The organism is Prolixibacter sp. NT017 (assembly GCF_009617875.1).
Taxonomy (GTDB): Bacteria; Bacteroidota; Bacteroidia; order Bacteroidales; family Prolixibacteraceae; genus Prolixibacter.
In genome coordinates this window covers 2425204-2438144 of the sequence record NZ_BLAV01000001.1, presented here as the reverse complement: position 1 = coordinate 2438144, position 12941 = coordinate 2425204, and the positions used below count along the sequence as shown (strand labels likewise).

Annotated in this window: 10 protein-coding genes and 1 riboswitch; of the genes, 4 read left to right on the top strand and 6 right to left on the bottom strand. The window is 45.0% G+C overall.

All coding sequences use genetic code 11. From position 1 onward, the window contains the following. Nucleotides 1-4: 4 nt before the first annotated feature. Genes GJU87_RS10035 through GJU87_RS10015 form a run of 5 tightly spaced genes read right to left on the bottom strand, consistent with a single transcriptional unit; the run spans nt 5 to nt 3924 of the window. Complete coding sequence (locus GJU87_RS10035) at nt 5-889, bottom strand: ABC transporter ATP-binding protein (protein ID WP_153639399.1); 885 nt, start codon at nt 887-889, stop codon at nt 5-7. Then, complete coding sequence (locus tag GJU87_RS10030) at nt 877-1935, bottom strand: iron ABC transporter permease (protein WP_228491945.1); 1059 nt, start codon at nt 1933-1935, stop codon at nt 877-879. Before GJU87_RS10030 ends, GJU87_RS10035 begins: the two co-directional genes overlap by 13 nt. Then, nucleotides 1898-2428: a cob(I)yrinic acid a,c-diamide adenosyltransferase gene (locus GJU87_RS10025; protein WP_153639398.1), complete on the bottom strand. Its 531-nt coding sequence runs from the start codon at nt 2426-2428 to the stop codon at nt 1898-1900. Before GJU87_RS10025 ends, GJU87_RS10030 begins: the two co-directional genes overlap by 38 nt. Further along, nucleotides 2421-3263, bottom strand: coding sequence for an ABC transporter substrate-binding protein (locus GJU87_RS10020; protein WP_153639397.1), 843 nt, complete (start codon nt 3261-3263; stop codon nt 2421-2423). The genes GJU87_RS10025 and GJU87_RS10020 overlap by 8 nt, the downstream gene beginning before the upstream one ends. A 13-nt stretch (nt 3264-3276) precedes the next feature. Continuing rightward, entirely contained in the window at nt 3277-3924 is a 648-nt protein-coding gene (locus GJU87_RS10015) for a diphthine--ammonia ligase (RefSeq protein WP_194831501.1), read from the bottom strand. A 110-nt stretch (nt 3925-4034) separates the two neighbouring features. After that, nucleotides 4035-4238, bottom strand: a riboswitch (cobalamin riboswitch). Nucleotides 4239-4958: 720 nt separating this feature from the next. Between GJU87_RS10015 and GJU87_RS10010 the strand changes: the two genes are divergently transcribed. From GJU87_RS10010 to GJU87_RS09995, 4 genes are all read left to right on the top strand, one after another. Next, a complete protein-coding gene (locus GJU87_RS10010) occupies nt 4959-5486 on the top strand; it encodes an RNA polymerase sigma factor (RefSeq protein WP_153639395.1) in 528 nt (175 codons plus the stop codon). 146 nt (nt 5487-5632) lie between these two features. Then, the gene (locus GJU87_RS10005; protein WP_153639394.1) at nt 5633-6577 is read left to right on the top strand and encodes a FecR family protein; all 945 of its coding nucleotides are present in this window, start codon (nt 5633-5635) and stop codon (nt 6575-6577) included. 128 nt (nt 6578-6705) lie between these two features. Next, nucleotides 6706-9984: a TonB-dependent receptor gene (locus GJU87_RS10000; RefSeq protein ID WP_153639393.1), complete on the top strand. Its 3279-nt coding sequence runs from the start codon at nt 6706-6708 to the stop codon at nt 9982-9984. 115 nt (nt 9985-10099) lie between these two features. Next, entirely contained in the window at nt 10100-11896 is a 1797-nt protein-coding gene (locus GJU87_RS09995; protein WP_153639392.1) for a RagB/SusD family nutrient uptake outer membrane protein, read from the top strand. Nucleotides 11897-11991: 95 nt separating this feature from the next. Here the strand turns inward: GJU87_RS09995 and GJU87_RS09990 are convergent, their stop codons facing one another. After that, nucleotides 11992-12804 carry a phosphatidylinositol-specific phospholipase C/glycerophosphodiester phosphodiesterase family protein gene (locus tag GJU87_RS09990; protein WP_153639391.1) on the bottom strand — a complete coding sequence of 271 codons (813 nt, stop codon included), beginning with the start codon at nt 12802-12804 and terminating at the stop codon, nt 11992-11994. Nucleotides 12805-12941 lie beyond the last annotated feature (137 nt).

Genomic DNA, 12941 nt, shown 5'->3' with positions numbered 1-12941 from the left:
TGATTTAATGTGTTGTTATTTCTTCATAGATGATTTTGTTTTCTGTTTGATGGGATATTTTCTTTTTGGTATTCCGGTTGTTCGTCGCATTCCGGGAAACCGGGAACACAAAGGGCCTTCCGGATAATGGATTTTCGGTAACAGTCACATCGGTTTTATACGCCTCTTTTACCTGGTGCCTCGTTAGCACTTCACCTGGTGTTCCTTCGGCACAGACCTCACCGTTTTGCATCAGAAGCAAGTGCGTACAGTATTCTGCCGCCAGGTTGAGGTCGTGGACTACCATGAGTACCGCCAGATTCAGTTCTTCATTCAACTGCTGAATAAAATCGAGTATCTGTACCTGGTGCGCGATATCCAGATGGGCTGTTGGTTCATCAAGGAGCAGTAGGTCGGGTTCCTGAACGAGGGCCCGGGTGATGGCGACCAGTTGTTGTTCTCCACCGCTAAGCTCGTTTACTGCCTGATGACGATATGCCCATACACCACTTTTTTTCATGTATTTTTCAGCAAGCTGCTTATTCTCCACACAACTTAATCCAGACAAGAGTGACCGGTAGGGGAGTCGTCCCATCATTACGTAATCTTCCACTGTAATGAACCCGATATCGTTTTTTTGAGTCACAACGGCCATGTGGCGGGCGCGTTCTTTCAGGTGCATCCGGTTGAATGGTTTAGCTGCCAACTGAAATGCTTCGGCACAGGCTGGCAGATCACCTGCGATACATTTCAATAATGTTGTTTTACCTGCACCGTTGGGGCCTATAATACCCGTGAAATCGCCCTGACGAATGTTTAGGGTAATATCTTTCAGCCGAAAGCCATTGCCGTAACCTGCCGTCAGTTTTTTCAGTTGTAATACCGGTACAGCATTGTTTATATCTTCCATCCTTTATTCTCTTTTTGTTGTAACCAAAGAAATAAGCTGCCCCCTAATAAACCGGTGATGACTCCAACCGGTAGCTCGTTGGGTTGAATAATCGTTCGGGCAATGGTATCGCTTGCAGTAAGATAAATGGCTCCCGCAATGAAAGAGGCCGGAAGCAGTAACCGATAGTCGCTTCCGGTTAGCCGGCGCATGATATGTGGAACCAGTAATCCGACGAATCCGATGACTCCGGCCACGGCAACCGATACACCTGTTAGCAGGGAAGCCACGATAAACAGCACCCGTATAGTCCGGTTGGTGTTTATACCTAGATGGCGTGCCGGCTCTTTGCCCAGCCGGAGTGCATTGAGGGAATGGACAAACAGTGATGTAATCAGCAACCCACTCACAGACGTGACTGCTGCAATGGTAATTAACCAGGGCGAAGGTTCATCCAGCGAGCCCATGGTCCAGAAGACAATCCCATGCAAATCCTCAATCCGCGAAAGCGCCATGATAAGCATGAGCAATGATGAAGTGATGAAACTAATCATTACCCCGGTCAGCAACATAGATGTTATCTGCACATTTCCTTTTCGGAGACTAAAGAGGTAGATGACAAGGATGATTATCAACGCACCAGCAAAACCGGCCAAAGGATTGGCAATACTCCCGATCGTTGTCTGCAACCGGAACATCAGCGCCAGGCACACGCCCAGTGCAGCTCCACCTGATATGCCCAGCGTATAGGGTTCGACCAGCGGATTACGGTAAACTCCTTGCAGAATCAGGCCCGACAGACTCAATGCTCCACCCACGGATATCGCCAGTATGATTCGCGGTAGTTTGAGCAGGCTTAGAATCTGGTAATCCATAACCGGTTTTCGATGCAGAAAAATTTCCGGTATCTGCCAAACAGAGATATTCTCGGTCCCCAGCGAAAGCGAAAACAGGATGGTCAGCGCCAGACCTGCCAAAAGGAGCAGGAGGATTGTCATCCAGCGAATATGTCCGGTCATGTTTGTCATATTAAAACTCAATACCCTTGCGGGATGTAATACCTTCATCGTACGGATGTTTTATCTTTCGGATGTAGCTGACATAATCTGCAGCTTCCATGACTGCCTCCGTTGCCCCGCGTCCGGTAAGGACCAACTCCACGGAATCCGGTTTGTTTTTCATTAGCTTGAGTACTCTTTCTTCGTCGATAAAATGGTCTCTTACCGCAATATTCAGTTCATCCACAATCACCAAATCGAAGGTTTCTGAAGCAACCATTTTTTCTACGTGTTCCATTCCCCGAATAGCATCATCTATCAAAGCTTCCCGTGGAATACGACGGCAGCAGCCCGGATGGCCTTTGGCAAAAGAGTATACTTCGGCTCCCAGTTTCTGCAGGCTTTTAATCTCTGTGTACCCATAGACTTCCGGATCTTTATGAAAGCTGATATAGCAAACGTTGAGTTCGTGCCCCAGAGCACGTGTGGCCAGACCTACAGCGGCAGTCGTTTTTCCTTTCCCTTCTCCGGTATAAATGTGAATCAATCGTCGTTTAGTCATGTTGTTTGTTCTTTTGATGTTGATGAATTAGGTTGTCTACTTTTTCCAGTCCGTCGATGAATGAGACCGGGGTTGGACTGCATAGCTGGTAAGAGTCGACAATGAATACTTGGTGGTTCTGTACTGCCTTCAACTTGGGGAATTGTTCCCAGCGCTTCTTTTCTTCCCGGCCGGCGATTCCCATGGTGACAATGATGATGACATCGGGGTTTTGGCGCAGCACTTCCTCCCGGGAATAGAGACCGCTGGTTGCATCGTGTGCAATGTTGCTGCCGCCGAGTTGTGTGATAAAATCATCCAGAAAGGTTCCGCCAATGGCAGTAAAGAGCGGTTTGGTCCCGATCTCCATGAATACAGCCGGATGAAAAGTTGGAGTGTGTTTGCTACGCAGTGCATCCAGGCGTTCTTTTGATGCAGCCACAATCGAATCGGCACACTTCGTCTTTCCCAGTCGACTGGCCAGACGCATAAACTGCTCACATATTTGAGCGTAATTGAGGGGCTGCGGAAATACCTCCACTTTCAGTCCCATCTTTTTCAGTGTGGTTATCGTTTCCGGTGATGTTAAAGAGGTAGCGACGACTAAATCAGGTCGGAGCCGTACTACTTTTTCTACATTTACTTCCATGGCTGTGGCCACTTTCTCCACGTGTTTTGCTGCTTCCGGTACAACACAGTAACGGGTGTCGCCCACCAACCGGTGGCCGCTCCCCAGGAGGAATATCTCCTGGGTCAGCGACGGAGCCAGTGATATAATGCGTGTTGGTGGCTGGTTTCCCAGGCATACCGATACCCATAGAAGCAACGGAAGGATGCTGACAAGTTTTTTTTGCATGGTTTCTTAACGTTTAAACAAGTGGAAGAAACCAGTGATTATCGCCGGTATAGGGCTTTCCGCGGGTGAACGCAACCGGCTGTTCAAAGATGGGGCCATCAAACACGAAAGAATGGTATTCTCCATTCTCGCCACACGGATCGATTCCTTCCAGTTCTTCCAGCATTGAGAAAAACGAGTTATCGAGTAGTTGCCCCAGCCATTCTTCTTTTCCGACCCCTTGTCGCACCGAAATCGTCAGGGCTTTGAATCCCTGGGAGACAAATTCCATTGCCAGTGAACGGGTGTTTTCATTCCAAAGAGGAAAAACCGGTATAATGCCCGATTCGCGGCATACCCTTTCAATCCATACCCGGTGGGCTTCCAGGTAAATGTCACCAAAGATGCCACCTTCAATACCGTCTTCCTTCAGCCGGGCAATGACCTCTTTGAGTTTCGTTTCATAGTTTGCGCGTCCGGTAGGTTGGAAAAACACCGGAATGTTCATTGCCTGTGACTGCCGTTCAAGCAGTCCGCGGTTCAGTCCGTGCGAAAGAGAACGCAGTCCGTCCTCCGCACACATGTTCAGCAGACAGGCAACTTGATGCTCTTTGCCGGATAAAACCCGGTGTAAGGCAAGCATACAGTCTTTCCCGCCGCTGAACGATGAAAATAATTTCATGGTACAGCTCATTTGGGCCGGCATTAGCCAACCGATTCAACAAATGAGGAGAAATACAAATACAGTATCGCTTATGACGCTGTATCCGATACTTTCTTCCCGAAGTCTCGAATAATTATTGTGTAAATGGCAGGTCTTCTGGCTCTCCCCGTTTCAGGCGCCTTCCCATCCCCGTGTTAGCGGGACAGTGGCAGGGTATGCCTGGAACATCGTTGGGGATTACAGCTGCGGGTACAGCTCCGGAATTTCACCGGATTCCCGTTTTAAGACTATTCCCGAATGGGGAAATCGTCACCATAACTTCGAGCAAAGGTAAAGAGATTTTTTTGTTAAATGGAAATAAAATGGGAAAACAACTGCTTGTATTTTTTTAATGTCAGGAAAAGAATGATGACAGAAAGGAGCAGCCCTGAATTTTCCCGAAAATAGAATAAAACAGTTGTTTTTTTCGTGATGCTCCGGTTGTACAATGAGAGAATATGCCCACGACGCTACATTCGGTTACCCGGTATTCGGCGCCGGTAATTGTAACTACCCGTGTCAGGTACTTATAACTACCATTGGCTGGTAGTTAGTACTACCGGGAGCAGGAACTGGTAACTACCCACGGCTGGTAGTTAGTACTACACGCAGCAGATCCCTATAACCATTTTCGGAAAAGGATTACTACCATCTGCTGGCGATCCTTATATTGTGCTGGAGCATAACCAACACGAGGAAAAAGAGAATGAGCTTGCTGATATAACGATAAGCGGATACCACCAGTTTGATGTTTCATCAGTTCTTTAATAACCCATCGTATCAAATAATCAGGGGCATCCGATTGATTGGAGATCCTTACAGCCAAATTTTTTGTCCGTTTATCGGGGCGATAAAGAAAACAAAGACTGCCGGGTTTCGGCTTTACTCTTGAAATTTGGAGGAGCTTGTAAAGGAAATGTAATCATAACTTCTGTAATTGATAATACACCCCGGCTTTTCTTCCCATTGGATGTTGCTATTTTTAGTTGGTTCAAATTTGCATTAGCGCATTCATGGAATTTCCAGCTAACAACGAATTAATAAGCCAAATCAAAAAAGGCGAGTACAAGGCATTCGAGGTGTTATTTGGCCGGTTTTGGGAAAGGTTGTATGCCTTCAGTTTCAAAATGACTTCTGACCGGGAACTGTCTCAGAATATTGTTCAGGACATCTTTATCGATGTGTGGGAAAGACGACATGTTCTGGAGATAAGGAACATTGAAAGTTATCTTTTTAAGGCTGTTAAATTCCAGGTTTTTAATTATTACAGGGATAGGAAGATGAATCGTGAGGTTCTTCAGGATCGATTTGAAGATTACACTTTGGAGCATCAGGAAAAGTTAAATCATGACCTCCTGAGCAGATTGGAGGAGTCGCTCAGAAAACTACCGGAGAAAAGAGGTGTCATTTTTCGGATGAGTAAAATACAGAACTTACCCGTTGACGAAATTGCTTGTCAGCTGAATCTTTCCAGACAAACTGTGAAAAATCAATTATCCCAGGCATTTAAACAGTTAAAGGCCGACCTTCACGAGTCCTGAACGTTCACTCCCGTCTCCTTTTTCACTTCGGCTATCGTCACCCTTTTTCCCGGTTCATCTTAATGTAGATAAATTGTAACAAAATGGAATGGTACAGATAGCTTGTTCACGGTACCTAACAGTAAAAAGTTTACTGAACAGTATTCATGAAGAATAGGAAACACCGCCTGGACGAGTTGATTGAAAACTATCTAAACGATAAGCTCACTCCAAAAGACAAGAATTTGTTGGACCAGTTTACTAAAAATGTTTTGAAAAAAGCAGACTGGGACAAAGAAACGATGGGAAACAAAGCCGATATTGCTTCAGGTATTTGGGGGAGTTTAACGTGGCAACTTCATCGCAGACAACTTAAAACGATCCGTCGTCAGCAAGCTCGTTGGAGTATTTCTATCGCAGCCTCCATCATCCTGATTGTCGGGCTGGGGGTTTGGTTATACCATCCTGGTCCTAAACCGGAAGTATTTACAGTGGAAACGAATAGTAAAATGGATTCCCTAAAACTTCCGGACGGTTCGGTAATTTTTTTAAGTCCTCACACAACGATCGCCTACAATAATCGATTCAATGTCAAAAAACGTAAGGTTAAAATGTTGAAAGGGAATGCATTTTTCAGAGTTGTTCATAATGTAAAAAAACCTTTCGAGATTATCTCCGGTAACCTTAAAACTACTGATTTAGGAACCTCCTTTAATATTCACATGGGAAGAAACAGTTGCCAGGTGACGGTTCACACCGGAAAGGTGAATGTTTCGACCGGTAAGAGCAGTGTGAACTTAATTGCCATGCAAGAGGCCTGCTATTCTGCTGACGGAGAAAAATTAATCGTCAAAAACGTTGGTGCAGCTGATATAAGTCCGTGGTATAGCGGAAACACTACGCTAGCCGATCAAAGTCTGGAAACGATTCTGAGTTTTTTGGAGAAGAAATTTGGATTGGTGGCTATCCGGGTAAATCCCCATTCGCTTAAAATGAGAGCTACTGTGTACATTCCCGGCGAAGCAAAGCTGGAACCCATTCTTCAACAAATAAATTATATCACAAACTTAAAACTTGAAATTCATGGAAAGATAATCAGCAGTGAAGAATAGACCGGACGGCCTTATACTTATAAAGGAGTCGGAGACACAAAATGTAAAGACAAAAGAAAAAAAGAACCGTGATTGCGCCCACAATCACGGTTAAGATTCAAGTACTTATAAAATAAATACTTAATGACATGTTTTCAAAATTAAACCATTTTACCATTAAATCAGCATGGTTTGTGCTTTTTTCGCTAATTGCCATTCCGAATGGTTGGTCGAATACGACGAAAGCTTCAGCCCGGAGTATTGATTTGAAAATCGAGAATGCCCGGTTGACGAATATTTTTTCGCGCCTGGAGAGTATGACCGACTACCGTTTTAGCTATGGTCAGGAAATCATTACCGATCAGAATACCTACACGCTGGATAAACGTAACCAGACTTTTAAGGTGCTGATGGATGGACTGGCCCGGCAGGCGGACCTGGCCTACACAATTAATGGCCGCCTGGTTATGGTTAAGAAGGAAATGGCTAAAGATGCCGCAAGTCAACAGGTCAAAGCTGTAAAAGGGAAAGTAGTTGACGAAGACGGCCAACCGCTTCCCGGAGTCAATATTGTGGAAAAAGGAACAACCCATGGTACTATAACCGACCCGGATGGGAACTTTAACTTTACCCTGAGCGGGGTGAGCCAGACGTTGGTTTTTTCATTCATTGGATATGAGGAAGTTGAAAAACCGGCATCCGCCTATCTGGAGGTTCGAATGAAACCGGAAAGCAAAGACCTTAATGAGGTGGTGGTAGTTGGCTACGGTAATCAGGCAAAGAAGGATGTTACCGGCTCCATCTCGACAATAAAAGCGAAGGATTTCAAACAGGGAATTAATACTTCGGCCGATAATCTGCTCCAGGGGAAGATGGCCGGCGTCCGGATTATCAACTCATCCGGTGAACCTGGAGGTGGTGTAGATGTGCAAATCCGCGGACTTGGTTCGATTCGCAGCGGAAGCACGCCGCTTTTTGTTGTCGACGGAGTGCCTCTTTCGAATAGTGATGTTACTCCTACCGGAGGAAATGTGGGCTTTGGTTCTTCGGAAGCCAAAAATCCACTGAATTTCTTAAATACCAGCGATATTGAATCGATTAATGTGTTGAAAGACGCTTCGGCAGCCGCCATTTATGGTGCCCGGGGTTCCAACGGCGTGGTCATTATAACCACCAGGAAAGGCCGGAAAGGAGAGCCGTCGCTTACCCTCAATTCATATACGGCGCTGTCGGAATTGCCTAAAAAGATTGATATGCTTTCGGCCAATGGATATCGCAAAGCAGTTGGCGATGGCAGTCCCTATAATCATGGGGCGAGCACTGACTGGCAGGATGAGGTTTTCAGAAAGGCAGTTACCACGAATAATGAACTGTCTTTTTCGAAACAGACCCAATCGGGACGTTACTATGCATCGCTGGGACATATCGACCAGGAAGGTATTATCCGCAACAGCAACTTCAAGAGACTTTCAGCTCGCCTAAATGCGGAGGAATCATTTCTGGACAATCAACGCCTGAAGATTAAGATGAACCTGGCCGTAAGTAAAATGGATGAAAATGGAGTTCCGTCAAGTGATAATGCCGGTTCAGACGGCCAGCTCATTACCCACACACTGATGGCCAATCCAACCCAACCGGTGTTCGATAAAAATGGTGATTATACCAATTTCAATCTAACCCAGAACTTTAACCCAATGTACCTGCTTTATATCTATGAAGATGAAACCAGTACATTCCGGGCGGTCGGTAATATCGAAGCTTCTTTCCGTATCGTTAACGGGTTAACCTATAAAATCAATTATGCCATCGACCGCGCTTCTTCTCAGCGGAACACAACTATTTACAAAAACGAGACTGTTATCAATGCTGCCGGTATTTATAGTCAGCAAAATCTCAGCAATCAGAGTGAACTTATTGAACATTACCTGACGTATGGATTCCTGAAGGGAAGACATAAGCTGGACTTGCTTGGTGGGTTTTCGTATCAGAAGTTCAAAACAGAAGGCAGTGGTTTTTCCATTCATGGATTGAATAAAAAAGGCGTTGGTGTGAAACCAAAATATAATCCGGATTACAGTGGTTATACCTCTTCTGACATATATGGAAATGCACAGGAGAACGAATTGCAGTCATTCTTTACGCGGGCCAATTATGCATTTGATTCAAAATACATGCTGACCGCTTCGCTAAGGGCGGATGGTTCGACCCGTTTTGGTAAGGATAAGAAATATGGCTATTTTCCCTCTTTTGCTTTAGGATGGAATATCTCCAAGGAAAACTTCATGACCAATGCTTCAATGGTTGATAACCTGAAAATCCGGGCAAGTTGGGGACAAACGGGAAATCAGGAGGTTCCCAACAAAATCACCAAAGCAAGCTATTCACTGTCAAGTGGAAATGGGTATCATTTAACAGAAGGTTCAGTGACTAACGGCGTAACGGTTAAGCGGACTGCGAATCCCAATTTACACTGGGAGGTCGTTACGCAATACGATTTTGGAGCAGATTTCAGCCTGTTCGATAATAAGCTCTATGGTTCGTTTGACTATTATAATAAAACCACGACCGATGCCATTCTGAACATTCCGTCACCGGTGTTGAGTCCCACCAACAACATTTGGAAGAATGTGAGTGCTAAAATCATTAACAAAGGTTTTGAGTTTACCCTGGGCTATAGGTTAATTAACAGCAAAAATCTAAACTGGAGCGTAGATGTTAACGGAACAACACTGAACAACGTAATCCGGGATTTGCCGGTTAGCGAAATGTACTCGGGTTCCATTTCCGGGCCGGGGCAATCGGGCGTGATGGCCAATATTTATAAGAGCGGTTATGAAATTGGTTCGTTCTATTTACTGAAGCACATTGGATTCAATAACGACGGCTCAGAGATTTATCAGGATACGAATAACGATGGGAAAATTGACGGAAAAGACCGTGTAATCGTTCAGGGGGCATTGCCCAATTTCATGTTCGGTTTGAACAGCCAGTTAAATTTCAAAAACTTTGATTTTTCCTTTTCCATTATTGGCCAGACCGGTGCTTATTTGTTCAACAACACGAATTTCACGGCAGCTAATATCAACAATCTCCAATCCGACAGGAATGTCCTGAAGAAATATTATGACTCAGGAGCCAATCCATCCAATTCTCCCCAGATATCAACCTATTATCTGGAAAAGTCGGATTTTGTCCGGTTAAACTCTGCGCGGTTGGGGTATAACTTCAATACCAGCAGCATCAAGTGGCTGTCGGGGTTGAATATCTACTTAACCGGTCAAAATCTGTTGACGCTGACCAATTATACCGGATATGATCCACTGGCCAACGCCAACAAGTCTTCCGGAGGTAACCAGTCGGTTGGCATCGACTATACCAGTTACCCTAACTCAAGAACCTATATGGTGGGCCTTGCTTTACAATTCTAATAATGGGTTAGGCATGAGAGATAGATCTTCATGCAGAAGAATGAAGACAATCGATGCATATTTCGCAAAACAGGATATGAATAAATATTATAAACAAATGAAATTCCTTACTAAAATGAAAATAAAGAGATTTCTGGCATTCCTGCCTGTCATATTCGTACTTGTTCTGGCCAGTTGCACCAATCTTGATGAAGTGTTACTGGACGAAGAACTCAATACCGGTAATGCAACACCGGATGCCAGCCTGGCTGCCGCCTATAACCGAATGATTTCGGATGTGTTTGTCGACCACGCTCACTTGTGGGGAATGCAGGAATACAGTACCGATGAAGCTATGCTTCCAACCCGCGGCAGCGATTGGGGTGACGGTGGTCGCTACCGGGGTATTCAGGAGTTCACCTGGGGAGCTGATAATCCGCTGGTAAATGACAACTGGAATTCGTTAACAAACGGAATAACCCGTTCCATAACAGCTATTCAGACGATTTCTCAAAGCACAGATGCGTCCAACAAGGCTATGTATCTGGCAGAAGCAAAAGCACTCTGGTATTTATATACTTATTATACACTGGATTTATATGGACAGGCACCATATAAAGATCCCATGGCAAATGATGACAACGTGAGGGCTGTTCAGGGAGCCTTCATCGATACATTGATTACCGGTGTAGAAAAAATTGTTCCGGACTTGGCTTCTTTGGGGGAAAATTCTTCGTATGACGGACGCTTTACCAAAGAGGCTGCCTATGCTTTTCTCGCAGAAATGTATATGAACCGGGCCGTGTTTCTGGATCGTTACAATACCTCGTCAAATTTCAATTTCACAGAAGCATCGGTGAAGAATAGTGGCAAGACGGATATGGACATGGTGATTGAGTATACCTCAAAATTGATTAGCTCCGGGAAATTCTCCCTGGAAAAGCACTATTTCGACAATTTTGCCATTGACAATACAAACGGCTCTGAGCTCATTTTTGTGGCGCCGCAAAATGTAGACGATGGTTCGGTTACCGGGCAGAACGATTTTGTATACATGCCCATGGCCCGCGCACAACACGCTTCGGAAGACGGTATGAGGGGAACCAACGGTAGTTGCACCACTCCTGACTATTACGCCACCTGGAACAATAACCATGATGATCCCCGCTTTAAGCAGAAATATCAATACACCGACGGAACATGGTTTTACAACGATAAAGCGCAGGATATCAAAGAAAGCACACTGGACGCTGTGCCGGGAACGGACGGTTTACCGTGGTTTCATTTTAACCAGGGGTTCATGGTTGGGCAACAATATGGCCCGACATATGATGCAAACAATAAATTTGTTCGCGAAACCATTGGTGGGGAGAATTACATCAACGTGACGGCGCTGGAAACCGATAAGAATGATAGTATGCTGGTATTCTCTCCCAATCTCGACTTTGCTTCGGGAACCATTCTTCCGCAGAACAAAGTTCAGCAAGGTGTACGGGTTTTCAAATTTGAGTTTGACCCGATTGATAATAACAAAGGCTCGGCTCGATTTGACATTCCTATCTTCCGGCTGGGGTACATGTATACACTTCGGGCCGAAGCATATTTCCGAAGTGGCCAACCGACAAAAGCACTGGCTGATATCAATATACTTCGAACCGGCAGAGTGAGAACCCAGCCGGCTGACGAAGGAGGTGATATCGCCGGAAAGGCTATCTCATTGAGCGATTTGACGGAACAAGGACTTTACAACGAGATTTCCTATGAGAACTATTGGGAAATGAAAAGGCGTCCGGAAATGATTCGGTTCGGGACCTTTGATAAAGCATACACCGGAAAAGAAGCAACACAACCGTATCGTCGGGCGTACCCTATTCCCCAGGATGTTATTGACGTAAGTGGCGATATATTCTCTCAGAATAAGGGATATAACTAAGCACGCTAATTTCGCATAGAGAAAGCGGCTGTCCTCTTTACAGGAACAGCCGCTTTTGTTTGCTATTCTGTATAATTTTGAGTGCCCCTGAGGTTTTAATTACTTTTCAAACGACTTTTCTCCAGGTATTCTTTATAGCAGGAGGGACAGTCGCAACCAATCAAATCGACACCCACCTTACGGAATAGATTCCAGTAGGGAACAGATTGAGCGGGATCGGCAGGCATCCCCCAGAATCGAATCATTTTTCCCTGTTGATGACAGGAGTCTACGAGTTCGCGCAGCTTATTATATTCGTTGGCGCTGATGGCCCCTTTGCCTCTCCAGGAGAAATAGCGGTTCCAGTTATCGCTGATAAGAGGGAAAAGAGAGGATGGCTCACGATGCGAAATATCCGGAATACGCCCGTCGATAAAAACATACCGATCGGACTCCTTTTTTAGTTGCTCAACGGGCCGGTTCCCTGACAAAATAATAGTGATAGCTTTTTTTTGAATCTTTCCATTCCGAAAATGAGTGAGCATTGAGTGATAAGGTTCCAACACTTTCTTTAGTTGTGCATAGGTCGGTTCAGCGCTCGTTTTGATATCAACCAGTAAAATGATGGGTGAAAATTTTCCGGGTGCTTTTTGCACTCTTTCCCACAACCGATGCAGGTAGAGATTCACGAGCGTTCGGGTATTTGTTAATTCTGATGTTGAATGTCCTACCAGTATTTTTCCTTTTCCCAGAAAAATATCGGCTTCAACACTGACCATTCTGCCTTTTAGCGCATCCGCCAGAGGATGAGGTTGGTGGTAGTCATTGTGCGAATGTCCGCCTTTGAACATGAGTTTTTGGGCGTCGGCTTTTTGCACGAAAACTGTTAAAGCAAGGAAAAGAAGCGTGATGATACTATTCTTTTTCATCTCGTTTTTGTTTTCTATTTACAAAACATAAACCGGCTTCCTGATAAGAATAACTTTATCTTTTTATTACAGATTTATTTCTGGTAGTTCATGCGAATGGAACGCCGCAGGAAAAGTACGTGACTGCAAACAACACT

Coding starts and splice junctions, on each gene's coding strand:
- GJU87_RS10035 (WP_153639399.1), bottom strand. CDS start 889: ATGGAAGATATAAACAATGCTGTACCGGTATTACAACTGAAAAAACTG.
- GJU87_RS10030 (WP_228491945.1), bottom strand. CDS start 1,935: ATGAAGGTATTACATCCCGCAAGGGTATTGAGTTTTAATATGACAAAC.
- GJU87_RS10025 (WP_153639398.1), bottom strand. CDS start 2,428: ATGACTAAACGACGATTGATTCACATTTATACCGGAGAAGGGAAAGGA.
- GJU87_RS10020 (WP_153639397.1), bottom strand. CDS start 3,263: ATGCAAAAAAAACTTGTCAGCATCCTTCCGTTGCTTCTATGGGTATCG.
- GJU87_RS10015 (WP_194831501.1), bottom strand. CDS start 3,924: ATGAAATTATTTTCATCGTTCAGCGGCGGGAAAGACTGTATGCTTGCC.
- GJU87_RS10010 (WP_153639395.1), top strand. CDS start 4,959: ATGGAATTTCCAGCTAACAACGAATTAATAAGCCAAATCAAAAAAGGC.
- GJU87_RS10005 (WP_153639394.1), top strand. CDS start 5,633: ATGAAGAATAGGAAACACCGCCTGGACGAGTTGATTGAAAACTATCTA.
- GJU87_RS10000 (WP_153639393.1), top strand. CDS start 6,706: ATGTTTTCAAAATTAAACCATTTTACCATTAAATCAGCATGGTTTGTG.
- GJU87_RS09995 (WP_153639392.1), top strand. CDS start 10,100: ATGAAAATAAAGAGATTTCTGGCATTCCTGCCTGTCATATTCGTACTT.
- GJU87_RS09990 (WP_153639391.1), bottom strand. CDS start 12,804: ATGAAAAAGAATAGTATCATCACGCTTCTTTTCCTTGCTTTAACAGTT.